Genomic DNA, 23,411 nt, shown 5'->3' on the forward strand with positions numbered 1-23,411 from the left:
CTCGGATGGGCGCACCCGGGCCGGGGCGGGACGCCGGATCAGGACCGGGTGAGCGGTCCGGGCGGGATCAGAGCTTGGTCCACGCCTCCGCGAGCACGGTCCGCAGCACCTGCTCGATCTCGTCGAACGTCGACTGGTCGGCGATCAGCGGCGGCGCGAGCTGGACCACCGGGTCGCCCCGGTCGTCGGCGCGGCAGTACAGGCCGTTCTCGTACAGCGCCTTGGAGAGGAAGCCGTACAGGACGCGCTCGGTCTCCTCGTCGGTGAAGCTCTCCTTGGTGACCTTGTCCTTGACCAGCTCGATGCCGTAGAAGAAGCCGTTGCCGCGGACGTCGCCGACGATCGGCAGGTCGCGGAGCTTCTCCAGGGTGGCCCGGAAGGCGTCCTCATTGTCCAGGACGTGCTGGTTGAGGCCCTCGCGCTCGAAGATGTCGAGGTTGGCCAGGCCCACCGCCGCGGAGACCGGGTGGCCGCCGAAGGTGTAGCCGTGCAGGAAGGTGTTGTCGCCCTTCCAGAACGGCTCGGCGATCCGGTCGGAGATGATGCAGGCGCCGATCGGGGAGTAGCCCGAGGTCATGCCCTTGGCGCAGGTGATCATGTCCGGTATGTAGCCGAACTTGTCACAGCCGAACATGGTGCCCAGCCGGCCGAAGGCGCAGATGACCTCGTCGGAGACGAGCAGTACGTCGTACTGGTCGCAGATCTCGCGGACCCGCTGGAAGTAGCCGGGCGGCGGCGGGAAGCAGCCGCCGGCGTTCTGCACCGGCTCCAGGAAGACCGCGGCGACCGTCTCGGGGCCCTCGAAGAGGATCTCCTGCTCGATCTGGTCGGCGGCCCAGCGGCCGAAGGCCTCCGGGTCGTCGCCGTGGATCGGGGCGCGGTAGATGTTGGTGTTGGGCACCTTGTGCGCGCCGGGGACCAGCGGCTCGAAGGGGGCCTTGAGGGCCGGCAGACCGGTGATGGAGAGGGCGCCCTGCGGGGTGCCGTGGTAGGCGACCGCGCGCGAGATGACCTTGTACTTGGTGTGGTGGCCGCGGAGCTTCCAGTACTGCTTGGCGAGCTTCCACGCGGTCTCGACCGCCTCGCCGCCGCCGGTGGTGAAGAAGACCTTGTTGAGGTCGCCCGGGGCGTGGTGGGCCAGCCGCTCGGCCAGCTCGATGGCCTTGGGGTGGGCGTAGGACCAGACCGGGAAGAAGGCCAGCTCCTGCGCCTGCTTGTAGGCGGTCTCGGCCAGCTCGGTACGGCCGTGACCGGCGTTCACCACGAAGAGGCCGGCCAGGCCGTCGATGTAGCGCTTGCCCTTGTCGTCGTAGATGTAGGTGCCCTCACCGCGGACGATGGTGGGCACAGGGGAGTTCTCGTACGACGACATCCGGGTGAAGTGCATCCACAGGTGGTCGTACGCGGTCTTGGAGAGGTCCTGGGTCACGGCTATCGGGTTCCCCACATGTAGGTCTGCTTCTTGAGCTTGAGGTAGACGAAGCTCTCGGTGGACCGCACACCGGGGAGTGCGCGTATCCGCTTGCTGATCACTTCGAGCAGGTGGTCGTCGTCCTCGCAGACGATCTCCACCATCAGGTCGAAGGAGCCCGCGGTCATCACCACGTACTCGCATTCGTCCATCGCGGTCAGCGCGTCGGCCACCGGATCGAGATCGCCCTCGACATTGATGCCGACCATCGCCTGCCGCCGGAATCCCACGGTGAGCGGGTCGGTGACGGCGACGATCTGCATGACGCCCTGATCGAGCAGCTTCTGGACGCGCTGCCGCACGGCCGCCTCGGAGAGGCCGACGGCCTTGCCGATCGCGGCGTACGGACGGCGGCCGTCCTCCTGGAGCTGCTGGATGATCGCGAGGGACACGGCGTCGATCGTCGGGGACGACCCATTCCCGGTCCTGGAGTCTGCGCTTCGGCTGGCCACGTACTCACTCTGCACCGGGAGTCCTCCGTATCGCAAGCCCTGAGCGATGAAATTCGTTGTTTATGGGGCTGATTTTTGCTGATTCCGCAGATGCGACCAGTCGGGGCTGTCGAAAGCGTCACTGGTGGGATTAGGGTGGAGTTGTCTCACCCATGGGACCCACTGGAATCGACAGAAGGGGTGGCCACGTGACCACCGAGCCGCGTCGTCTGCGCAACTACATCAACGGCGAGTTCCGGGACGCCGCCGACGGGCGGACGATCGACATCACCAACCCGGCGACCGGCGAGGTGTACGCCGCGTCCCCGCTCTCGGCCCAGGCCGATGTCGATGCCGCCATGGACGCCGCGGAAGCCGCCTTCCCCGCCTGGCGGGACGCCACCCCCGCCGAGCGCCAGCGCGTGCTGCTGAAGATCGCGGACGCGGTCGAGGAGCGCGCCGAGGACCTGATCGCCGTCGAGTCGGAGAACACCGGCAAGCCGCTGGAGCTGGTCCGCACCGAAGAGATTCCGCCGATGGTGGACCAGATCCGCTTCTTCGCGGGGGCCGCCCGGATGCTGGACGGCCGCTCCGCCGGCGAGTACATGGAGGGCTTCACCTCCATCATCCGCCGCGAGCCGGTCGGCGTCTGCGCGCAGGTCGCGCCGTGGAACTACCCGATGATGATGGCCGTGTGGAAGTTCGCCCCGGCGCTGGCCGCGGGCAACACCGTGGTCCTCAAGCCCTCGGACACCACCCCCGCCTCCACCGTGCTGCTCGCCGAGATCATCGGCGCGCTGGTGCCCAAGGGCGTCTTCAATGTCATCTGCGGCGACCGGGACACCGGCCGCGCGATGGTCGAGCACCCCACCCCGGCGATGGCCTCCATCACCGGCTCCGTCCGGGCCGGCATCCAGGTCGCGGCCTCCGCCGCCAAGGACGTCAAGCGGGTCCACCTGGAGCTCGGCGGCAAGGCCCCCGTCGTGGTCTTCGAGGACACCGACATCCCCAAGGCCGTCGAGGACATCGCGGTCGCGGGTTACTTCAACGCCGGCCAGGACTGTACGGCCGCGACCCGCGTCCTGGTCCAGGAGTCGATCCACGACGAGTTCGTCGCCGCCCTGGCGAAGGCCGCCGCCGAGACCAGGACGGGCGCGCCGGACGACGAGGACGTCCTCTACGGCCCGCTCAACAACGCCAACCAGCTCGCGCAGGTCACCGGCTTCATCGACCGCCTGCCCGCCCACGCCAAGGTGGAGGCCGGCGGTCACCGGGTCGGCGAGAAGGGCTACTTCTACGCCCCGACCGTGGTCTCCGGCCTCAGGCAGGACGACGAGATCGTCCAGAACGAGGTCTTCGGCCCGGTCATCACCGTCCAGTCCTTCACGGACGAGGCGCAGGCCCTGGCCTGGGCGAACGACGTGGAGTACGCGCTCGCCTCCTCGGTCTGGACGAAGGACCACGCCCGCGCCATGCGGATGTCCAAGGCGCTGGACTTCGGCTGCGTCTGGATCAACACCCACATCCCGCTGGTGGCGGAGATGCCGCACGGCGGCTTCAAGAAGTCGGGGTACGGCAAGGACCTGTCGTCGTACGGCTTCGAGGACTACACGCGGATCAAGCACGTGATGACGTCGCTGGACGGCTGATCCCCGGCACCGCCGCGGGAGAGGGGGCACGGCCGCTGCCGCGCCCCCTCTCCCGGCTCCGCGTTCTCATGGTTCGCGGGCCGTGCACGGCGCCGCTGTACCGCGCTCTACGGTTTGCGGGCCACCGCGCCGTACTGCGCCACCAGGACCGGCTCCGGGCCGCCGGCCGGCTCGTGGCGCCAGCGGGAGCAGGAGACCAGCCCCGGCTCCAAGAGCTCCAGGCCGTCCAGGAAGGACGCGATCTCCGCACCGCTGCGCGCGGTGATCGGCGGGGTGGCGTTCTCGTTCCAGAAGGCCATGGCGTCCACATTGCCCTCGCCGCCCAGCTCCAGCGTGGGATGGGTCAGCACCAGAAAACTGCCGGACGGCACCGCGTCCATCAGGGTGCGGACGATGGAACGCGCCTCGGCGGTGTCGAGGACGAAGTTCAGGATGCCGAGCAGTATCACCGCCACCGGCCGCGTCAGGTCCAGTGTGGGCCGCACCGAGCGGAGGATCGCCCGCGGGTCGTGGGCGTCCGCGTCCAGATACTCGGTGACCCCGCCGGGGGAGCTGGTGAGCAGGGCCCGCGCATGCGCCAGTACGATCGGGTCGTTGTCCACGTAGACGACACGGGAGCCGGGCGCCAGCCGCTGGGCGACCTCATGGGTGTTCTCGGCGGTCGGCAGTCCGGTGCCTATGTCCAGGAACTGCCGGATGCCCGCCTCCCCGGTCAGATGGGTCACCACCCGGCCGAGGAACGCCCGGTCGGCGCGGGCGACGTCGCCGATGCTCGGATAGAGGCCGGTGATGTGGTCGCCGACGGCACGGTCGACCGGATAGTTGTCCTTGCCGTGAAGCCAGTGGTTCCAGACCCTGGCGTTGTGGGCGACGTCGGTGCGGATCCTGTCGGTCATCTCGGTGCTCCTCGGCGGGCGGGCGGACGGGTACGCGGGTCCGCCCTTCATCATGCCGGAAGGATCAAGAAGCCCCCGGCGGCCGCCCCGCGTCCAATTCGCCGGTCCGGAAGGCGTGTTCGAGTACGGCGCGCAGGGTGCCCACCCGGTTGGTGGTGATCGAGTCGGTGCCCGCGGCGATCAGCCGGCGCATGGTGCGCCGGGTGTCGGCGGTCCAGGCCGACACCAGCAGCCCATCCCGGTGAACCCGGTCCGCGAGGGCCCGGCTGACCAGTCCGAAGCGGTAGTTGAGCGTACGGGGACGGAGCGCCTCGATCAGCACCGGGCGCGGCGGGGCCAGTGAGGTCCAGGTGAGGGCGATCTCGGCGGCGGGGTCGGCCTCGCGCACGGCGAGCATGGTCACCGGGCCGGCGCAGTAGTACGCCCGGTCCGCCGCGCCGTGCTCCCGGATCGCGCCGACCACGGCCCGCACCGACTCCGGCCGGGCGCCCGGCAGATCGACCATGACCCGGTGGCCCCCCGGTCCGGACAGCTCCTCCAGGGCCTCGCGCAGCGTGGGCACTCCGCCGGCGGTCGCCTCCGCCACCTCGGCACGGGTGAGCTCCGCGAGCCTCCGGTCGACTCCCCACAGCCGCTTCAGAGTGGAGTCGTGGAGCAGTACGGGCACACCGTCCCGGGTGACCCGCACATCGATCTCCACCGCGTCCGCGCCGCTCGCGACGGCCGAGCGGAGGGAGGGGAGGGTGTTCTCACGGACGAGGTACGGATCGCCTCGGTGCCCAACGGCGGTGACGGTACGCATGAGCCCATTGTGGCCCGGCCGCGGACGCCCGTCATGGCCGGACCGGGCGCCCCCGGCGGACGGGCCCGGGGCACCCGTCACGGCGGTGCCGGATGCCCCGGCGGCCGGCCTCAGCGGGCGAGCCACTCCGCCGTGTAGGAGTCGATCTCCGCACTGATCCTCGCCTTGCCCGCGGTGTCGAGGAACGACGCCTCCACCGCGTTCTTGGCGAGGCCGGCGATACCGCGCTCGTCGAGGCCGAGCAGGCGCGCCGCCACCGCGTACTCGTTGTTGAGATCGGTGCCGAACATCGGCGGGTCGTCGCTGTTGACGGTCACCAGCACCCCGGCGGCCACCATCTCCCCGATCGGGTGCAGCTCCAGGTCGGTGACGGCCCGGGTGGCGAGGTTGGAGGTGGGGCAGACCTCCAGCGGGATGCGGTGCTCGGCGAGATGGGCCAGAAGGGCGGGGTCCCGCACGGCACTGGTGCCGTGACCGATCCGCTCGGCACGCAGCTCGCGCAGCGCGTCCCAGATCGTCTCCGGCCCGGTGGTCTCCCCGGCGTGCGGCACGGAGTGGAGCCCGGCCGCGATGGCCCGGTCGAAGTACGGCTTGAACTGCGGCCTCGGGACACCGATCTCCGGTCCGCCCAGACCGAAGGAGACCAGGCCCTCCGGGCGCAGGTCCACCGCGAGCCGGGCGGTCTCCTCGGCCGCCTCCAGCCCCGCCTCGCCGGGGATGTCGAAGCACCAGCGCAGCACGACGCCCAGCTCGGACTCGGCCGCCCTGCGGGCGTCCTCGATCGCGGCCATGAAGGCGCGCTCGTCGATGCCCCGGCGGGTGGAGCTGAACGGGGTGATGGTCAGCTCGGCGTAGCGGATGTTCTGCCGGGCCATGTCACGGGCCACCTCGAAGGTGAGGAGCCGGACGTCCTCCGGGGTCCGTATCAGATCCACCACCGAGAGATAGACGTCGATGAAGTGCGCGAAATCGGTGAAGGTGAAGTAGTCCGCCAGCGCCTCGGGGTCGGTGGGCACCTTGGAGTCGGGGTGGTGGGCGGCCAGCTCGGCGACGATCCGCGGCGAGGCCGATCCGACGTGGTGGACATGGAGCTCGGCCTTGGGAAGCCCCGCGATGAACGGGTGCGGATCGGTCATCGGGTCCTCCGGGTGTGCGCGGTGCGGGGTGGGTACGGGTCGGGGATCATCGTAGGCCGCCGGTCCCTTCCCGGCGCACAGGCTTTAGCATGGCCGGACCACCATCGGGGGAGAGACAGATGTCAGATCAGCGGCCCCAGCCGTCGGGCGCGCCGGAGCCCCGGGACAGCGATCCCTGGGCCCCGCCGCAGCACAACCCCGGCCGGAAAGCGCATCAGTGGCCCGCTCCCGGACAGGGCGAGACGCCCGCGCCGGGGACGGCTCAGCCCGGATTCGGCGGGCCGTCGCCGCATGTGCACAGCCAGCCCACGGTCACCTCGGTGCCGCTGGGCGACGCGGGTGCCGTACCGCCTCCGCCGCCCGCCCCCGGCGCGGCCGGGCAGCCCCCGACGGGCGCCTACGGTTACCCCGCGGCCCCCGGAGGCCAGCACCCCCCGGCCGGCCCCGGTGACACCCACGGCATGACGCACTCCGCCTATCCCGCCTACCCGGGCTACCCGGGTTACGCGCAGCAGGGGCTCGGCTGGCAGCCGCCCATGGCTCCCTCCAACGGCCAGGGCACCGCCGCGATGGTCCTCGGCATCCTCGCCGTCGCGTTCTTCTGCTTCGCCGGTGTGCCCGGCATCGTGTTCGGCGCCCTCGCGCTGACCTTCGGCATCCTCGGCCGGAAGCGGGCGCGGCGGGGCGAGGCCACCAACGACGGCATGGCGCTCTCGGGCATCATCCTCGGCTCCATCGGGCTCGTGCTCGGGCTGGCGGCCCTGCTCATCTGGGTCTTCGCCTACGCGGCGGAGGAGAGCTCCCGGAGCGGCGAGAGTGTCCGCTCCGGCGCCCCGGCGATCGAGCGCCCCGTCGACAGCGGCCCCCCGGCCCGCCTCGGCTGACCGTCCCGCCCCGGCCCCGTCCCGGCCGGCCGGGTGCCGCAGCCGCCCGGGCACGCGGCGACGGCTCCCCCTCGCGGTCACCCGGTGTGTGCCCGCCCGCTCCCGCCGTCCTCCGGCACCGGCGCCCCGCGCAGCTCGTCCCGGGCCGCCATCAGCGCGAACCCCAGCAGATTCAGCCCCCGCCAGCGGGCCGGGTCCCCGGCACGCTCGTCGTCGGCGGCCAGCCCGATACCCCAGACGCGGTCCAGCGGACTGGCCTCGACCAGCACCCGGTCACCCGTGCCCAGCAGGAACTCCCGCAGCGCCGGGTCCCCGCCGAATTTGTGGACACTGCCCTCGCGCACGATGCCGAACCGCTCGCGCCGCCATATCGCCTCGTCGAAACCGCGCACCAGCCGCCCGGCCCGCTTCGCCTGCGCCGGACCCTTCGCGTCGAGCGCCAGCCGCTCCGCCTCCGCGTCGCCGAACAGCCGCGCCTTCGCCGCCATCATCCAGTGCTCCGCCGTGGCATACCGCTCCCCGCCCACCACGAAGGAGGCCGGCCACCACTGGCTGAGACAGCTCGCCCCGAGCTGTCCGTCCCTCCGGGGGGCGTGACCCCAGAAGTGCAGATACTTCACCCGCTCGCCCGTGCTGACCTGCTGAATCAGTGTGCTGATCGCCGTGGAACCATCCATGCACGCGAGTCTCGCATCCACCACTGACACTCCGTACGCACATTGCCCTCCCGACCCGACACTTGGTCCACCGATTCCGTCGCGTAACCAAAAGGCAACAACGGAATCACTTGTTGACACCGGACCGCTCTGCCAGGATCGGCACTCAATTCCAGCCAAGGTCATGACCCGGCGACGGTTCCCGGGAGCCCGGATCCCGGGCCGCCCCTCCGCCGCCCCCGACCGCCACCGACACCGCCATCACACCGGGACACGGAGACACGGAGACACCCCATGGGCAACCGCCACCACGTACTGGACCGCTTCGCCGAGGGCGCGCAGTACATCGGCGGACGCCCGAGACCGGGCACCTCCGGGCGCACCCAGCACATCACCGACCCCGCGACCGGCGAGCGGGTGCACAGTTATGAACTCGCCGGAACCGACGATGTCGACGACGCCGTGGCCGCCGCCCGCGCGGCCTTCCCCGAGTGGTCCCGCGCCACCCCCGGCGAGCGCTCCGACGCCCTGCACCGCCTGGCCGCCGTCCTGGCCGGGGAGGCCGGCGACATCGCCCGGGTCGAATCGCTCCAGTGCGGCAAGCCGATCAAGCTCACCACCGAGTTCGACGTCCCCGGCACCATCGACAACACCGCCTTCTTCGCCGGCGCCGCCCGCCGGCTCCAGGGGCAGTCCGCCGGCGAGTACAGCGCCGACCACACCTCGTACACCCGGCGCGAGGCGATCGGGGTCATCGGCTCCATCGCCCCCTGGAACTACCCCCTCCAGATGGCCGCCTGGAAGATCCTCCCGGCCATCGCGGCGGGCAACACCATCGTGCTGAAGCCCGCCGAGATCACCCCGCTGACCTCGCTGCTCCTCGCCCGGGCGGCGACCGCCGCGGGCATCCCCGACGGTGTCGTCAACATCGTCTCCGGCGCGGGCCGGGACGCGGGCGAACACCTGGTCGGCCACCCGGACGTCGCCATGACCTCCTTCACCGGCTCCACCGCCGTCGGCAGGCGGGTCGCCGAGATCGCCGGCGCCACGGCGAAACGGCTCCACCTCGAACTCGGCGGCAAGGCACCCTTCGTGGTCTTCGACGACGCCGACCCCGAGGCCGCGATCCACGGCGCCGTCGCCGCCTCGCTCATCAACGCGGGCCAGGACTGCACGGCCGCCACCCGCGTCTATGTCCAGCGTCCCCTGTACGACCGGGTCAGAGACGGCATCGCCGATCTGATGGCGACCGTGCGCCTCGGCGACCCCTTCGACCCGGCCACCGACCTCGGCCCGCTGGTCTCCCACGCCCACCGCGACCGGGTCGCCGGCCTGGTGGACCGCGCCCGCGCCCATGCCACCGTGGTGACCGGCGGCGAGGCCCCCGACTCACCCGGCGCCTACTACCGGCCCACCCTCATCGCCGGCGCCGCGCAGAGCAGCGAGATCGTCCAGTCCGAGATCTTCGGCCCGGTCCTGGTCATCCTGCCCTTCGACTCAGACGACGAGGGCATCGCGCTCGCCAATGACACCCCCTACGGCCTCGCCGCCTCCGCCTGGACCCGGGATGTCTACCGCGCCAACCGTGCCACCCGGGAGATCGCCGCCGGGTGCGTATGGATCAACGACCACATCCCGATCATCAGCGAGATGCCGCACGGCGGCTACAAGGCGTCCGGCCACGGCAAGGACATGTCCGAGTACTCCTTCGAGGAGTACACGCAGGTCAAGCATGTGATGTTCGACAACACCGCGACCGTCCGCAAGGACTGGCACCGCACGGTCTTCGGCGACCGGTAACACCTCCGGCCCGTCGAACACCCCCGCCCCACCCACACTGCGCCCCTGCTCCTCGCCACACCCCGCCACACCCACCCGAGACACCTCCGCACCGGCCTCCACCCGAAAGGGCACCCTCATGGACACACCCGAGCCCGACGGCCTGTCCCCGGCCCAGCTGGCGGCGGTGCGGCGCAGCCTGACCGGCGGACGCGGCGCGCTCACCCGCCGCTCCCTGCTGCGCGCCTCCGGCGCCGGCGCCCTCGCCCTCGGCTCCATCGCCGCCCTCGGCGCCTGCGGCATCCCGCCCGCCAAGCGCGAGGGCGGCGACGAGGCCGCCGACGACCGCTCGGACAGCGAGAAGGAGGTCACCTTCTCCAACTGGACCGAGTACATGGACGTCAGCGAGGACGAGAAGAGCCGCCCCACCCTCACCGAGTTCACCCGGCGCACCGGCATCAAGGTCAAATACACCGAGGACATCAACGACAACGTCGAGTTCTTCGGGAAGATCCAGCCCCAGCTCGCCGCCGGACAGGCGACCGGCCGGGATCTGATCTGTGTCACCGACTGGCTCGCCGGCCGGATGATCCGCCTCGGCTGGGCCCAGCGGCTGGACGCCGCGCTGCTGCCGCATGCGTACGCCAACCTCTCCCCGCAGTTCCGCAGCCCCGACTGGGATCCCGGCCGCGCCCACTCCTATCCCTGGACCGGGATATCCACCGTCATCGCGTACAACTCCAAGGCGACCGGCGGGCGGAAGGTCGACTCGGTCTCCCAGCTGCTCGACGACCCCTCCCTCAAGGGCCGGGTCGGCTTCCTCACCGAGATGCGCGACACCGTCGGCATGACCCTGCTCGACCTCGGCAAGGACCCGGGAACCTTCACCGACGCCGACTACGACGCCGCGATCGGACGGCTCCGGAAGGGCGTCGACAAGAAGCAGATACGCCGCTTCACCGGCAACGACTACACCTCGGACCTCGCCAAGGGGGATCTCGCCGCCTGTCTCGCCTGGGCCGGTGACGTGATCCAGCTCCAGGCCGACAACCCGGACATCAAGTACGCCATCCCCGCCGCCGGATACATCACCTCCAGCGACAACCTGCTGATCCCCGCAGGGGCCGGACACCGGAAGAACGCCACCCGGCTCATCGACTACTACTACGAGCCCCGCGTCGCCGCCCAGCTCGCCGCGTACATCAACTATGTCTGCCCGGTCGACGGAGTCGGTACGGAACTGGCGAAGATCGATCCCGCGCTGGCGGAGAACACCCTGATCCTCCCGGACCGGGCGATGGCGGCGAAGTCCCGTGCCGTCCGCTCCCTCAGCAGCGCGGAGGAGAAGGCGTACGAGGAGAAGTTCGCCAAGCTCATCGGCGCCTGACCCGCCCCGCCCTCCGCCCCCTCATCCGCCCACCACAGGGACCGCGAACCGTGAATGACACCACAGCGGGCGGCGATGTCCGCCTCACCGGGATCAGCAAGACCTACGCCAACTCCTTCACCGCCGTGCACCCGCTCGATCTGACCGTCCCGCAGGGCGCCTTCTTCGCCCTGCTCGGCGCCTCCGGCTGCGGGAAGACCACCACACTGCGGATGATCGCCGGCCTGGAGGACCCGTCCACCGGCGCGATATTCCTCGGCGACCGGGACGTCACCCGGCTGCCGCCGCACAAACGGCCGGTCAACACCGTCTTCCAGAGCTATGCCCTCTTCCCGCATCTGACCATTCACGAGAATGTCGCCTTCGGACTCCGCCGGCGCGGCATCAAGTCGGTGAAGAAGCAGGTCGGCGACATGCTCGACCTGGTGGAGCTCGGCGACTTCGCCCAGCGCAAACCGCATCAGCTCTCCGGCGGACAGCAGCAGCGGGTGGCCGTCGCCCGCGCCCTGATCAACCACCCCCAGGTCCTGCTCCTGGACGAGCCGCTGGGCGCGCTCGACCTCAAGCTGCGCCGGCAGATGCAGCTGGAGCTCAAGCGCATCCAGACCGAGGTCGGCATCACCTTCGTCCATGTCACCCATGACCAGGAGGAGGCCATGACCATGGCCGACACGGTCGCGGTGATGAACGGCGGCCGGGTGGAGCAGCTCGGCGCGCCCGCCGATCTCTACGAGAACCCGCGGACCACCTTCGTCGCCAACTTCCTCGGCACCTCCAATCTGATCGAGGCCGAGGTCGTGTCCCAGGGGGGCGGGGAGGTGGCGGTCTCCGTCGCGGGTGCCGTGCTCCGGCTGCCCGCCGCCCGCTGCGCCACCGCGCCGGTCACCGGGGGCAGGGTGCTGGCCGGGGTGCGGCCGGAGAAGATCTCGCTGGTCCACGCGGACGGGGCGGGAGCCGTCGGCGAAGGGCGGAATCGTTTCACCGGAACCATCGCCGCGGCCGGATTCATCGGTGTCTCCACCCAGTACATCGTGGAGACACCCGGCGGGCCCGCCATGGAGGTGTACGTACAGAACATCGAGCGGGACTCCCGGCTGGTGCCGGGGGCCGAGGTGGTCGTGCACTGGAATCCGGAGCACACCTTCGGCCTGGACGCCGCCCAGTCCGTGAGCGCGGGGACGGTGACCGACGCCGGGGTGGAGACCTCCGCGACCGCCGGCCCGGCCGTGCCCGCGACCGCGACCCCGGTCGTGCCCGCCGCCGCGGGGGAGGCACCGTGACCGCCGCCGTCCAGGCGCCCCCCGCGCCCGAACCGGGCACCGCCCCCGGCCGCCCCGGCGCCGTCCACCGGCCGTCCGTGCGCCGCCGCCTCGTCCCGTACTGGATGCTGCTCCCCGGCATCCTGTGGCTGCTGGTCTTCTTCGCCCTGCCGCTGGTCTACCAGGCGTCCACCTCCGTACAGACCGGCTCCCTGGAGGAGGGCTTCACGGTCACCTGGCACTTCCCGACCTACTGGGACGCCCTGACCGAGTACTGGCCGCACTTCATCCGCTCGGTCCTCTACGCGGGCACCGCCACGGCGCTGTGTCTGCTCCTCGGCTACCCGCTGGCGTATCTCATCGCCTTCAAGGCCGGACGGTGGCGCAATCTGCTGCTCGTGCTCGTCATCGCCCCCTTCTTCACCAGCTTTCTGATCCGCACCCTCGCCTGGAAGACGATCCTGGCGGACAGCGGGCCGGTGGTGGACGTGCTGAACACCGCCGGCTTCCTCGATGTCACCAACTGGCTCGGGATGACGGACGGCAGCCGGGTCCTGGCCACCCCGCTCGCCGTGGTCACCGGGCTGACCTACAACTTCCTGCCCTTCATGATCCTGCCGCTCTACACCTCGCTGGAACGCATCGACCCCCGGCTCCACGAGGCCGCGGGGGATCTGTACGCCGGCCCCGCCACCACCTTCCGCAAGGTGACCCTGCCGCTCTCCATGCCCGGAGTCGTCTCCGGCACCCTGCTCACCTTCATTCCCGCCAGCGGCGACTACGTCAATGCCGAACTGCTCGGCTCCACCGACACCAAAATGGTCGGCAATGTCATCCAGTCGCAGTTCCTGCGGGTGCTCGATTATCCGACCGCAGCCGCGCTGTCGTTCATTCTCATGGCCATTGTGCTGATCATGGTGACCGTCTACATCCGGCGGGCCGGAACGGAGGATCTGGTCTGATGGCATGGCTCCGGCGCAATCTCGTCGTCATCGCGGGACTGCTCACACTCGCCTATCTGATCCTGCCGAACATCGTGGTGATGGTGTTCTCGTTCAATGATCCGGCGGGGAAGTTCAACTACTCCTGGCGTCAGTTCTCCCTCGACGCCTGGAAGGACCCGTGCGGGGTCGCCGACATGTGCGGCGCGCTCGCGCTCTCGCTCCAGATCGCCCTTCTCGCCACCATCGGCGCCACCGTGCTCGGCGCGATGATCGCCTTCGCGCTGGTCCGCTACCGTTTCCGGGCGCGCTCCGCGATCAATTCGCTGATCTTCCTCCCGATGGCGATGCCCGAGGTGGTGATGGCCGCCTCGCTGCTGACGCTCTTTCTCAACCTCGGCGCCGAGCTCGGATTCCGGACGATTCTCATCGCCCACACCGCGTTCTGCCTCAGCTTTGTCGTGGTGGCGGTCAAGGCCCGCGTCCTGTCGATGGACCCCCGTCTGGAGGAGGCCGCCCGGGATCTCTACGCCGGACCCGTGCAGACTTTTCTCCGGGTCACGCTGCCCATCGCGGCTCCCGGAATCGCGGCGGGCGCGCTGCTCGCCTTCGCGCTCTCCTTCGACGACTTCATCATCACCAATTTCAATTCGGGCAGCACTGTCACCTTCCCCATGTTCGTCTGGGGCTCGGCCCAGCGCGGCACACCCGTTCAGATCAATGTCATCGGCACGGCGATGTTCGCCATCGCCGTACTGATCGTGGTAATCGGGCAGCTCATCAGCAACCGGCGCAGGAAAAGCGCACAGACCGGATAAGGCCCCCAGCGGGCCCGTTAAGGAGTGGACGACCCCCATGGCCTCAGCCCCGGCCCCGGCCGCCATGAATTCCGCCTCGTCCCTGTCCGATGCCCGGCCCGTCTCCTTCTGGCTGGACGACCCGGCCCGGCCGCCCGCGCTGCCGGCGCTCACCGGCGACGAGCGCTGCGATCTGCTGGTCATCGGCGGCGGCTACAGCGGGCTGTGGACCGCGCTGCTCGCCAAGGAGCGCGACCCCGGCCGGGATGTGGTCCTGATCGAGGGCCATGAGGTGGGCTGGGCCGCCTCGGGCCGCAACGGCGGCTTCTGCGCCGCCTCGCTCACCCACGGCCTCGGCAACGGACTCGCCCGCTGGCCCCGCGAGATCGCCGAACTGGAGCGGCTGGGCGGCGAGAATCTCGACGCCATCGAGGCGGCCGTCGCCGCCCACGGCATCGACTGCGACTTCGAGCGCACCGGCGAGATCGATGTCGCCACCGAGCCGCACCAGGTCGCCGAACTGACCGAGATGTACGAGCAGGCCCGCGCCCTCGGCTTCGGCGGGCTGCGGCTGCTGGACCGGGAGGCCGTACGGGCCGAGGTGGACTCGCCGACCTTCCTCGGCGGCCTCTTCGATCCGCGCGGGGTCGCCATGCTCCACCCGGCGAAACTGGCCTGGGGCCTCAAACGGGCCTGTCTGGAGCTGGGCGTGCGGATCCACGAGAACACCCGCGGCCTGGAACTCGCCCGCACCGCCGACGGAATGGCGGTGCGCACCCCTTACGGGCGGGTCTTCGCCCGCCGGGTCGCGCTCGGCACCAATGTCTTCCCGTCCCTGGTCCGCAGGCTGCGCCCGTACACCGTCCCGGTCTACGACTACGCCCTGATGACCGAACCGCTCAGCACGGCACAGCTGGACTCCGTCGGCTGGCGCGGCCGTCAGGGGCTGGGCGACTCCGCCAACCAGTTCCACTACTTCCGGCTCACCGCCGACAACCGGATCCTCTGGGGCGGTTACGACGCCGTCTATCCGTACGGCGGCCGGCTCGATCCGGAACTGGACCACCGGCCGGAGACCTATCTCCGGCTCGCCGGGCACTTCTTCCGCTGCTTCCCGCAGCTGGAGGGGCTGAGATTCAGCCATGCCTGGGGTGGTGCCATCGACACCTGCTCCCGTTTCTCCGCCTTCTTCGGCACGGCGCACGGCGGGCGGGTCGGCTACGCGGCCGGCTATACGGGTCTCGGGGTCGGGGCCACCCGGTTCGGCGCCGAGGTGATGCTGGATCTGCTGGCGGGGGAGCGGACCGAGCGCACCGAGCTGGAGATGGTGCGCACCAAGCCGCTGCCGTTCCCGCCGGAGCCGGTGGCCTGGGCGGGGATCGGGCTCACCAAGTGGTCGCTGGCCAGGGCGGACGCCCGGGGCGGGCGGCGCAATGTCTGGCTGCGCACGATGGACCGGCTGGGGCTGGGTTTCGACAGCTAGCACGGTGGCAGGACAGCCGGAGGGCTCGCCGGCCGGCATTCCGGCTCCCGGCTCTCCGGCACTTTTTGCCCCCGGCTCCGGCACTTCGGCTCCCGCCGGGCCCGCGCGCCCGGAGCGGCAGCTCCGCGCCGGGGGTTCCGGGACCGCCCCATGGGGCGGCCGGCCCCGCCGATTCCGTACGCCCATCCGGCTCCGGTCCCCTCGCCCGCCAGGGGCGCACAACCGTGGATCATGACGTGAGCCAATTCACTACCAACGAGTAGCCGAAAGTCGCGTCATCATCCGGCCCCGGCCCCCTCTCACTCCGCAGTGGCGCGACAGCGCCGCGCATCACACACGGAGCGAAGGACGGAGGCTGGGTTCCATGACTGGCTCGGGGGCCAAGACCGCGGTGGAGTGGCTGGCGTCGGTGGCGCCGAACCCGGAGGCATGCCGGCGGGAATGGGAGCGCAATCCCCTGGGGATCGCGCTGCTTCCCGCCGGACGGCGCTGGGACGTACTGATCGTGCCCGGGGAACTGGGCTATCCCACCCTTGAGGTGCTGGGCCGGCTGACCGGCCGGCCGGGGCCGGTCCTCGCCGACTTCGGCGACATCCGGATGGGCTTCTTCGTACCGCCCGGCACGGTGGAGGGCTGGCTCGGCACCGGCATCCGCGGCGCGGGGCGGGGCAGCTGGATCGTCGTTCCGCATCCGGGCCGGGCGGGTGGCGGAGGGGTCCGGTGGCTCATTCCACCGGACGGCTCCGGCACCCTCACCGACCCGGTGCCGCTGGAACTGGCGATGCACGAGGCGGCGGCGGCTCTCCCGCGCGACGAGAGCGAATGAGGGCCCGCATGACGCATTCCGCCATCACCCCGGCGTCCGCGGCCGGCCGGGTCCGTATCGCCGGGCGGTTCCTCCTCGCCGGGCCGGTCCGCGTACGCGTATGTGTCCCCGGCCCGGTCGGTGCCGGTGTCCCCGTCCGGCTCGCCGGCCCGCCCGGGGGCCGTATCACCGGCCCTGTCCTTGCCGGACCCCTTGACAACCTGATTGGTCTGGACCAAATTGACCGCGCTCCCACTTCCATCCCCCCACGCACGGAGGCAGTTGTGGAACGCACCAGACATCGCAACAGACTCGTGGCCGCTCTGGCCGCGGCCGTCCTCGCCGCCACCGGGCTCGTCGCCGCGGCGAGCACCGCGGAAGCCTCTGACGCCGAGCTCGCCGTCAACGGAGGCTTCGAGGCCGGACTCACCGGCTGGACCTGCACCGCGAACAGCGGAACCGCCGTCACCACCCCGGTCCAGAGCGGCACCGGGGCGCTGAAGGCGACCCCGGCCGGCAGCGACAACGCCAAGTGCAGCCAGACGGTCACCGTCCAGCCCAACTCCGCCTACACACTCAGCGGCTGGGTCCAGGGCGGTTACACCTATCTGGGTGTCTCCGGCACCGGCACCACCGACGGATACACCTGGACCCCGTCCGCGAGCAGCTGGCAGAAGCTCACGACCGGCTTCCGCACCGGCGCGTCCACCACCTCGGTCACCATCTACACCCACGGCTGGTACGGCACCCCGGCCTATCACGCCGACAACATCTCGCTCCTCGGCCCGGGCGGCGGCCCGGTGGAGATCCCCGCGGCGCCCACCGGACTGACCGCCGGATCGCCGTCCTCCACCTCCGTGCCGCTGAACTGGAACCCGGTGCCGGGAGCCACCCAGTACCACGTCTACCGGGGCACCACCCGGGTCGACTCGGTGACCGGGACCTCGGCCACGGTGACCGGCCTGACACCGTCCACCGGATACACCTTCCAGGTCACGGCCGCCAACACGGCCGGTGAATCACCCAAGTCGGCGTCCGTGACCGCGACCACCACCAGTGGCGGCGGCACCGGCGGCGGTCTGCCGCGCCATGCCCTGGTCGGCTATCTCCACAGCAGCTTCGCCAATGGCTCCGGCTACACCCGGATGGCCGATGTCCCCGACTCCTGGGATGTCATCAACCTCGCCTTCGGTGAACCGACCTCGGTGACCTCGGGCGACATCCGCTTCAGCCTCTGCCCGGTCGCGCAGTGCCCCAATGTCGAATCCACCGCCGACTTCAAGGCCGCCATCAAGGCCAAACAGGCCGCCGGCAAGAAGGTCCTGATCTCCATCGGCGGCCAGAACGGACAGGTGCAGCTGGCGAGCACCGGCGCCCGCGACGCCTTCGTCACCTCGGTGTCGAAGATCATCGACGAGTACGGCCTGAACGGTCTCGACATCGACTTCGAGGGCCACTCCCTCTCCCTGAACACCGGCGACACGGACTTCCGCGCACCGACCACACCGGTGGTGGTCAATCTGATCCAGGCGATCAAGACCCTCAAGGCCAAGTACGGCCCCGACTTCATCCTCACGATGGCGCCGGAGACCTTCTTCGTCCAGCTCGGCTACCAGTTCTACGGATCCGGACCCTGGGGCGGCCAGGACCCGCGTGCCGGATCGTATCTTCCGGTCATCCACGCGCTCCGGGACGATCTGACCCTGCTCCATGTCCAGCACTACAACTCGGGGCCGATCATGGGTCTCGACAACCAGTTCCACACCATGGGCAGCGCGGACTTCCACATCGCCATGGCGGACATGATGCTCACCGGCTTCCCGGTGGCGGGCAACCAGTCACGGATCTTCCCGCCGCTCCGGGCCGACCAGCTCGCGATCGGCCTCCCGGCCTCCACCCACGCGGCCGGCGGCCACACCTCGCCCGCCGAGGTGAACAAGGCGATCGACTGCCTGACGAAGAAGACCAACTGCGGCTCCTACACCACCCACGGCACCTGGCCCGCCCTGCGCGGGCTGATGACCTGGTCGATCAACTGGGACCGCTTCAACCAGTGGGAGTTCTCGCGGAACTTCGACGCGTACCCCTGGAGCTGATCAGCAGCAGCATTCCGCACAGACACCAGCTGCCGAGCACATCGAGCGGCCAGTGGTAGCCGCGCAGCACCAGCCCGATGCCCGTCGCCAGGGTGAGCACCCCGGCGGCGGGCATCGCCAGTCTCCTCCGTACCGCGCCGCACGACATGAGCGCGAGGGCCGCGCCGCAGTAGGCCACCATCGCGGTCGCCGCATGGCCGGAGGGGTAGTAGCCGGTCTCCCCGCCCACCGGCCCCGGGCGGCCGATCAGCGCCTTGAGCGGGACGACGAGCGCGGGGACGGCGGCCATGGCGAGCGCGACGGCGAGCAGGCCGTACCGCCGCCTCCGCACCGCACCCGGGCCGGCGGCCGTGTCCCGGCGGCCGTGCCACAGGGCGTACGCGAGGGCCGCGCCGAGCGCCGGCAGCGCGATCTGGACATTCCCCAGGTCGGCGAGGAATTCGGTGACCCGTGCGGGGCCGAGCCCGGCGATCCGGCGTTCGGCGCGCTCGTCGAGGGCCCGCAGCGGGCCGTCCGCCGCCACCTGCCAGGTGATCACCACGAAGAGCACGGCGCAGAGCGCGAACAGCGGAAGGGTCCCGGGCGCGAAGATGGCCGGCCGCCTCGGAACAGGGGGGGTGGTTCCGAGGCGGCCGGCCGGACCGGCCCGCCGTGCGTCCCGGGGGGTTTGGGACGTACGGCCATCCGATCGGTGAGGAGTTCCGGAGCCAGTGGCTCCAGTGGTGTGCGCGAAGCCACGGCCGGGGCTGGGCCGGGGAAGCCCGGCCTCGGCTTCGCCCCCGGTTTCCCGCGGGCGGGGTGTCTCGCTCATCTGCAGAAACCGTACGGCAGCGGTGAGGGGGGACGACAGCCGGATTCCCATCCCGCCATCGGCCCCCCACACCTTCTTCACAGGTAGCAAACGTTCCGCCTGGTCCCGCCGTCCGATTCCCGGGGGTTCCGTCCGGTGGGACCCCCGGGTCCGCGACCGGCTCAGATGCCCGCGAACGCCTCCTCGATGATGTCCAGGCCCTCGTTCAGCAGCTCCTCGCCGATCACCAGCGGCGGCAGGAAGCGCAGCACATTGCCATAGGTGCCACAGGTCAGCACCAGCAGACCCGCCGCGTGGCACGCCTTGGCGAGCGCCGCAGTGGACGCCGCGTCCGGCTCCTTGGCCGCCCGGTCCTTCACCAGCTCGATCGCGATCATGGCGCCGCGCCCGCGGATGTCGCCGATGATGTCGAACTTCTCCTGCATCGCGGTGAGGCGGCCCTTCATGACCTCCTCGATCCGCTTGGCCCGGCCGTTGAGGTCGAGCTCCTTCATGGTCTCGATCGCCCCGAGCGCACCGGCGCAGGCCACCGGGTTTCCGCCGTACGTGCCGCCCAGACCGCCCGCGTGCGGGGCGTCCATGATCTCGGCGCGGCCGGTGACGGCGGCGAGCGGCAGACCGCCCGCGATGCCCTTGGCGGTGGTGATCAGGTCGGGAACGATGCCCTCGTCCTCACAGGCGAACCACTGGCCGGTACGGCAGAAGCCGGACTGGATCTCGTCCGCGACGAAGACGATCCCGTTCTCCCGGGCGAACCGGGCGATCGCCGGCAGGAAGCCCTTGGCCGGCTCGATGAAACCGCCCTCGCCGAGCACCGGCTCGATGATGATCGCGGCCACGTTCTCCGCGCCGATCTGCTTGCTGATCTGGTCGATCGCCTGCGCGGAAGCCTCGGCCCCGGCGTTCTCGGCCCCGGTCGGCCAGCGGTAGCCGTACGCCACCGGCACCCGGTACACCTCGGGCGCGAACGGCCCGAAGCCCTGCTTGTACGGCATGTTCTTCGCCGTCAGGGCCATCGTGAGGTTGGTCCGGCCGTGGTAGCCGTGATCGAAGACCACGACGGCCTGCCGCTTGGTGTACGCACGGGCGATCTTCACCGCGTTCTCGACGGCCTCGGCGCCCGAATTGAACAGCGCGGACTTCTTCGGGTGGTCGCCCGGGGTGAGCTCGGCGAGCGCCTCGGCGACCTCCACGTAACCCTCGTACGGCGTGACCATGAAACAGGTGTGGGTGAAGTCGGCGAGCTGCGCGGACGCCCGGCGCACCACGGCCTCGGCGCTGGCGCCGACGCTCGTGACGGCGATGCCGGAGCCGAAGTCGATCAGCCGGTTCCCGTCGACGTCCTCGATGATCCCGCCCCCGGCGCGAGCCGTGAAGACGGGCAGTACGGACCCGACACCACCGGCCACCGCGGCCAGCCGCCGGGCCTGGAGCTCGGCCGACTTCGGTCCGGGAATGGCGGTGACGATGCGGCGCTCCTGCGGGATCGCAGTCATGAGGGGCTCCTGGGGGTGATCATGTCCGGCGTGCTCGGGGACGCTGCTGGATCGGTGCTGGATCTGTTTCTCGCAGGCTAGGGCTGGGGGAGGGAGATGGGCATGTGCCGATCGGGAGTGTTGCCGGGGGAGGGTTGTCCGCGCCGGACATAGGGGAGGGGGGCCGGGGAGGGGGCGCGGGCGGCACGGACCCGCCCGAGGTGATCGCGACCGGCCTTCCGGCCGGCCCCGCCGCTTCCCCGGGTGCCCCGGTGCCGGGCCGTGTGGCACCGCCGGTGAACCGGTGCCACCGGATCGCCGCCGATCGCCGAACTACCCGGACCGTGGCGTTAGATTGAGGTTTTGTGCAGGGCGGGACCGTCGCGCCGTGCCGCGCGAAGTCGTGATCGGGGCAGGGGAGACAAGGCGACATGGACACTGAGGGCAGCTACGACGCTCGTGGCACCCGGGCGGATGGAGTACCGCGTCCCGCGGGCCCGCCCCCGCTGCCGCCCCGCCCGCCCCTGCCGCCCCACGTGCCCGGCGCGGGACCGTCGCTCGGCGAGTGGCTGCGGATCCCGCGGCCGGAAGCGGCGCTGGGAACCTGGCGATACGGTCACCGGCCGCGCCCGGCGGAGGAGCCCGACCGGGTCGCCGGGCGGAGCCTGGTCAGCGGGGCACTGATCTCGTTCCTCGCCATGGTGCTGCTCTGGTCGCTCTACGACAATCAGTACTTCCCCTACTGGCTGGACCCGCTCTACTGGGCCGGCGCGCTGGTCAAACTCACCGATGACGCCGTGCTCAAGGGAATCATCGCCCGCACCGTCGAGGTGGCCCTCATCGTGGGCGGCATCGTCTTCTTCGCCCGGCTCGGCCGCTGGGCCGAGGTCGCCCGCCGCTATCTGCTGCCAATCGTCGGGGTGCGCCGCCCATCGGGAATCAGGCCGGTGGCCGCTGTACCGGCCGGTTCGCCCGCGGATCCCGCCCAATGGCCCGAGCTGCGCGGCGCCGGTCAGACGGCCCTGGCCGACCGGCTCGCGCAGGAGGCCGGCTCCGGCCGGATGAATGATGTCGACCACTCCCGGATCCGCCGCGCCTGGCAGAGCGTGCAGGCCGACCCCTCCCGGCTGACAGCCTTCACGGAGGGGGTGCTCAACCAGGGAGCCGCCGCCTTCACCCACCCCTCGCGCGTCCGGGATCTGCCCGTACGGGCCGCCCGGCACGATCTCCTGCTCCAGCAGGTACGGATCGGCACGGCCGACGGCGGGGTGCGCAACCCCTACCCCCGCCGCACCACCGGCGTCGCCCTCGACCCCGCTCTGCTCGGCACCTCGCTCCTCGCCGTCGGCCCCTCCGGCTCCGGCAAGAGCGCCCGGCTGGTCCGGCCCGTCGTCGAGTCCATGTGTCTGCTCGCCCTCGCCAACCGGGCCGCCGTCGTCGCCGTCACCGCCCATGGCGCCGGCCTCGCCCCCGACGACGCCTTCGACCTGGTCATCGCCGTCGGCCGGCCCGGGGCCACCCATGACCTCGACCTCTACGGCGGCACCGAGGACCCGGACGAATCCGCCCGCACCCTCGCCGAGGCCCTGGTCGGCGATCTCACCGCCGGCCTGCCCGGCGGCGACAGCGGACGCGCCGCCACCGCCATCGCCCAGCTCATCGGCCCCTTCCACGCCGTCCACGGCCGCTTCCCCTCCGTGCCCGAACTGCGCGAGCTCCTCGGCGGCGCCCCCGCCGCCCACACCGCGCTGCGGGACGCGCTGACCGCCCGGGGCGGGCCCGGCGACGCCGCGCAGCTGCGGGAGCTGGACGCCCGGCAGCGCCAAGCCGCCCGCGCCGACGACATCGGGGTCCTGCTCGCCGAACGCATCGCCTTCCTCGACCGGCCCGCCTTCGCCGGCTTCTTCCGCACCGACGGCGGCGGCCGGCGCTTCTCGCTCCGCGCCATCGAGCATCCGCTGCGCGTCCGGGTCGACCTCCCCGAGCGGGGCCACGCCGAAGCCTCGCGGATCATCGCCCGGCTGCTCCTCGCCCAGTTCACCGAGGCCGCCCTGCACCGTGCCGACCGGTCGCTCTTCGCCGCCCTCGTACTCGACGACGCGACCCGGACCGTCACCGCCGACTCCGTGGGGGCCGTCCAGCGGCTGCGCTCCGCGAACGCCGGTGTCGTCCTCGCCCTGCGCACCCTGGAGGATGTGCCCGAGCCGCTGCGCGGCCCGCTGCTCGGCGCGGTCGGCTGCCGGATGGCCTTCTCCGGGCTCGCGCCCTGGGACGGCAACCGGTTCGCGGAGACCTGGGGCACCGAATGGGTGCAGACCCGCGATGTCACCAACCGGCAGATCATCTCGGACGAGCCCCTCACCAAGGCGATGCACATGATGCGCCGCCTGGTCACCGGCAAGGCGGCCACCGCCGAGGCGATCACCGTCCGCGAGGTGGAACGCGCCCGGTGGTCCGCGTCCGATCTGGCCCACTCCGTACCCGCCGGGCATGCGGTGCTCTCCCTCACCTCCGTCAGCGGCGAGCACGCCCCGCCCCTCCTGGTCGACCTCCGGTCATGACCGCGGCGCCGGGGGAGCCGCGGACATGACCCGCACTGCTACGGGCTGGCAGAATCGGACCACACCGTTGGTACACCGCGTACATGGTGTCC

At 71.1% G+C, this 23,411-nt stretch carries 19 protein-coding genes; 11 read left to right on the forward strand and 8 right to left on the reverse strand.

Annotation, left to right across the window (positions count from 1 at the left end):
* Nucleotides 1-67: 67 nt before the first annotated feature.
* Both AAFN69_RS26160 and AAFN69_RS26165 read right to left on the reverse strand, forming a co-directional pair.
* A complete protein-coding gene (locus AAFN69_RS26160; protein WP_347731213.1) occupies nucleotides 68-1,447 on the reverse strand; it encodes an aspartate aminotransferase family protein in 1,380 nt (459 codons plus the stop codon).
* Nucleotides 1,432-1,923, reverse strand: coding sequence for an Lrp/AsnC family transcriptional regulator (locus tag AAFN69_RS26165; protein WP_347731214.1), 492 nt, complete (start codon nucleotides 1,921-1,923; stop codon nucleotides 1,432-1,434). Before AAFN69_RS26165 ends, AAFN69_RS26160 begins: the two co-directional genes overlap by 16 nt.
* A gap of 188 nt (nucleotides 1,924-2,111) precedes the next feature.
* Here AAFN69_RS26165 and AAFN69_RS26170 point away from each other — a divergent pair, with 188 nt between their 5' ends.
* A complete protein-coding gene (locus AAFN69_RS26170) occupies nucleotides 2,112-3,551 on the forward strand; it encodes a gamma-aminobutyraldehyde dehydrogenase (RefSeq protein ID WP_347731215.1) in 1,440 nt (479 codons plus the stop codon).
* A 107-nt stretch (nucleotides 3,552-3,658) separates the two neighbouring features.
* Here AAFN69_RS26170 and AAFN69_RS26175 read toward each other — a convergent pair whose 3' ends face one another.
* The 3 genes from AAFN69_RS26175 to AAFN69_RS26185 form a co-directional block, all read right to left on the reverse strand.
* Entirely contained in the window at nucleotides 3,659-4,447 is a 789-nt protein-coding gene (locus tag AAFN69_RS26175) for an SAM-dependent methyltransferase (protein ID WP_347731216.1), read from the reverse strand.
* Nucleotides 4,448-4,511: 64 nt separating this feature from the next.
* The gene (locus AAFN69_RS26180; protein ID WP_347731217.1) at nucleotides 4,512-5,249 is read right to left on the reverse strand and encodes a glycerophosphodiester phosphodiesterase; all 738 of its coding nucleotides are present in this window, start codon (nucleotides 5,247-5,249) and stop codon (nucleotides 4,512-4,514) included.
* Between the two features lie 110 nt (nucleotides 5,250-5,359).
* Nucleotides 5,360-6,385 carry an adenosine deaminase gene (locus AAFN69_RS26185; RefSeq protein WP_347731219.1) on the reverse strand — a complete coding sequence of 342 codons (1,026 nt, stop codon included), beginning with the start codon at nucleotides 6,383-6,385 and terminating at the stop codon, nucleotides 5,360-5,362.
* Between the two features lie 119 nt (nucleotides 6,386-6,504).
* Between AAFN69_RS26185 and AAFN69_RS26190 the strand changes: the two genes are divergently transcribed.
* Nucleotides 6,505-7,269 (forward strand): DUF4190 domain-containing protein, encoded by a 765-nt coding sequence (locus AAFN69_RS26190; RefSeq protein ID WP_347731220.1) that lies wholly within the window; start codon nucleotides 6,505-6,507, stop codon nucleotides 7,267-7,269.
* 77 nt (nucleotides 7,270-7,346) lie between these two features.
* Here the strand turns inward: AAFN69_RS26190 and AAFN69_RS26195 are convergent, their stop codons facing one another.
* Nucleotides 7,347-7,946, reverse strand: coding sequence for an NADAR family protein (locus AAFN69_RS26195; RefSeq protein ID WP_347731221.1), 600 nt, complete (start codon nucleotides 7,944-7,946; stop codon nucleotides 7,347-7,349).
* Between the two features lie 273 nt (nucleotides 7,947-8,219).
* On the opposite strand from AAFN69_RS26195, the gene AAFN69_RS26200 reads away from it, so the two are divergent.
* The 8 genes from AAFN69_RS26200 (at nucleotide 8,220) to AAFN69_RS26235 (ending at nucleotide 18,472) form a co-directional block, all read left to right on the forward strand.
* Nucleotides 8,220-9,725, forward strand: coding sequence for a gamma-aminobutyraldehyde dehydrogenase (locus AAFN69_RS26200; protein ID WP_347731222.1), 1,506 nt, complete (start codon nucleotides 8,220-8,222; stop codon nucleotides 9,723-9,725).
* A gap of 118 nt (nucleotides 9,726-9,843) precedes the next feature.
* Entirely contained in the window at nucleotides 9,844-11,091 is a 1,248-nt protein-coding gene (locus AAFN69_RS26205; RefSeq protein ID WP_347731223.1) for a spermidine/putrescine ABC transporter substrate-binding protein, read from the forward strand.
* 50 nt (nucleotides 11,092-11,141) lie between these two features.
* The gene (locus AAFN69_RS26210) at nucleotides 11,142-12,371 is read left to right on the forward strand and encodes an ABC transporter ATP-binding protein (protein WP_347731224.1); all 1,230 of its coding nucleotides are present in this window, start codon (nucleotides 11,142-11,144) and stop codon (nucleotides 12,369-12,371) included.
* Entirely contained in the window at nucleotides 12,368-13,312 is a 945-nt protein-coding gene (locus tag AAFN69_RS26215; protein WP_347731225.1) for an ABC transporter permease, read from the forward strand. Before AAFN69_RS26210 ends, AAFN69_RS26215 begins: the two co-directional genes overlap by 4 nt.
* Nucleotides 13,312-14,109, forward strand: a complete 798-nt coding sequence (locus AAFN69_RS26220; protein WP_347731226.1) for an ABC transporter permease — start codon at nucleotides 13,312-13,314, stop codon at nucleotides 14,107-14,109. Before AAFN69_RS26215 ends, AAFN69_RS26220 begins: the two co-directional genes overlap by 1 nt.
* A gap of 37 nt (nucleotides 14,110-14,146) precedes the next feature.
* Nucleotides 14,147-15,571: an FAD-dependent oxidoreductase gene (locus AAFN69_RS26225; RefSeq protein ID WP_347731227.1), complete on the forward strand. Its 1,425-nt coding sequence runs from the start codon at nucleotides 14,147-14,149 to the stop codon at nucleotides 15,569-15,571.
* Between the two features lie 364 nt (nucleotides 15,572-15,935).
* Entirely contained in the window at nucleotides 15,936-16,397 is a 462-nt protein-coding gene (locus AAFN69_RS26230) for a hypothetical protein (protein WP_347731228.1), read from the forward strand.
* Between the two features lie 263 nt (nucleotides 16,398-16,660).
* The gene (locus AAFN69_RS26235; protein ID WP_347731230.1) at nucleotides 16,661-18,472 is read left to right on the forward strand and encodes a glycoside hydrolase family 18 protein; all 1,812 of its coding nucleotides are present in this window, start codon (nucleotides 16,661-16,663) and stop codon (nucleotides 18,470-18,472) included.
* On the opposite strand, the gene AAFN69_RS26240 is transcribed toward AAFN69_RS26235, so the two are convergent.
* On the reverse strand, nucleotides 18,423-19,022 hold the full coding sequence (locus AAFN69_RS26240; RefSeq protein ID WP_347731231.1) for a phosphatase PAP2 family protein: 600 nt from the start codon (nucleotides 19,020-19,022) through the stop codon (nucleotides 18,423-18,425). The two genes, AAFN69_RS26235 and AAFN69_RS26240, sit on opposite strands and share 50 nt — an antisense overlap.
* Before the next feature lie 422 nt (nucleotides 19,023-19,444).
* Nucleotides 19,445-20,779: a 4-aminobutyrate--2-oxoglutarate transaminase gene (gene gabT / locus AAFN69_RS26245; RefSeq protein WP_347731233.1), complete on the reverse strand. Its 1,335-nt coding sequence runs from the start codon at nucleotides 20,777-20,779 to the stop codon at nucleotides 19,445-19,447.
* Between the two features lie 410 nt (nucleotides 20,780-21,189).
* Between gabT and AAFN69_RS26250 the strand changes: the two genes are divergently transcribed.
* Complete coding sequence (locus AAFN69_RS26250) at nucleotides 21,190-23,319, forward strand: ATP-binding protein (RefSeq protein WP_347731234.1); 2,130 nt, start codon at nucleotides 21,190-21,192, stop codon at nucleotides 23,317-23,319.
* The last annotated feature ends 92 nt before the right edge of the window (nucleotides 23,320-23,411 follow it).

The sequence above is a fragment of the Streptomyces sp. CAU 1734 genome (genome assembly GCF_039888735.1).
Classification (GTDB): domain Bacteria; phylum Actinomycetota; class Actinomycetes; order Streptomycetales; family Streptomycetaceae; genus Streptomyces.

Coding starts and splice junctions, on each gene's coding strand:
- AAFN69_RS26175 (WP_347731216.1), bottom strand. CDS start 4,447: ATGACCGACAGGATCCGCACCGACGTCGCCCACAACGCCAGGGTCTGG.
- AAFN69_RS26180 (WP_347731217.1), bottom strand. CDS start 5,249: ATGCGTACCGTCACCGCCGTTGGGCACCGAGGCGATCCGTACCTCGTC.
- AAFN69_RS26185 (WP_347731219.1), bottom strand. CDS start 6,385: ATGACCGATCCGCACCCGTTCATCGCGGGGCTTCCCAAGGCCGAGCTC.
- AAFN69_RS26190 (WP_347731220.1), top strand. CDS start 6,505: ATGTCAGATCAGCGGCCCCAGCCGTCGGGCGCGCCGGAGCCCCGGGAC.
- AAFN69_RS26195 (WP_347731221.1), bottom strand. CDS start 7,946: ATGGATGGTTCCACGGCGATCAGCACACTGATTCAGCAGGTCAGCACG.
- AAFN69_RS26200 (WP_347731222.1), top strand. CDS start 8,220: ATGGGCAACCGCCACCACGTACTGGACCGCTTCGCCGAGGGCGCGCAG.
- AAFN69_RS26205 (WP_347731223.1), top strand. CDS start 9,844: ATGGACACACCCGAGCCCGACGGCCTGTCCCCGGCCCAGCTGGCGGCG.
- AAFN69_RS26220 (WP_347731226.1), top strand. CDS start 13,312: ATGGCATGGCTCCGGCGCAATCTCGTCGTCATCGCGGGACTGCTCACA.
- AAFN69_RS26225 (WP_347731227.1), top strand. CDS start 14,147: ATGGCCTCAGCCCCGGCCCCGGCCGCCATGAATTCCGCCTCGTCCCTG.
- AAFN69_RS26230 (WP_347731228.1), top strand. CDS start 15,936: ATGACTGGCTCGGGGGCCAAGACCGCGGTGGAGTGGCTGGCGTCGGTG.
- gabT (WP_347731233.1), bottom strand. CDS start 20,779: ATGACTGCGATCCCGCAGGAGCGCCGCATCGTCACCGCCATTCCCGGA.
- AAFN69_RS26250 (WP_347731234.1), top strand. CDS start 21,190: ATGGACACTGAGGGCAGCTACGACGCTCGTGGCACCCGGGCGGATGGA.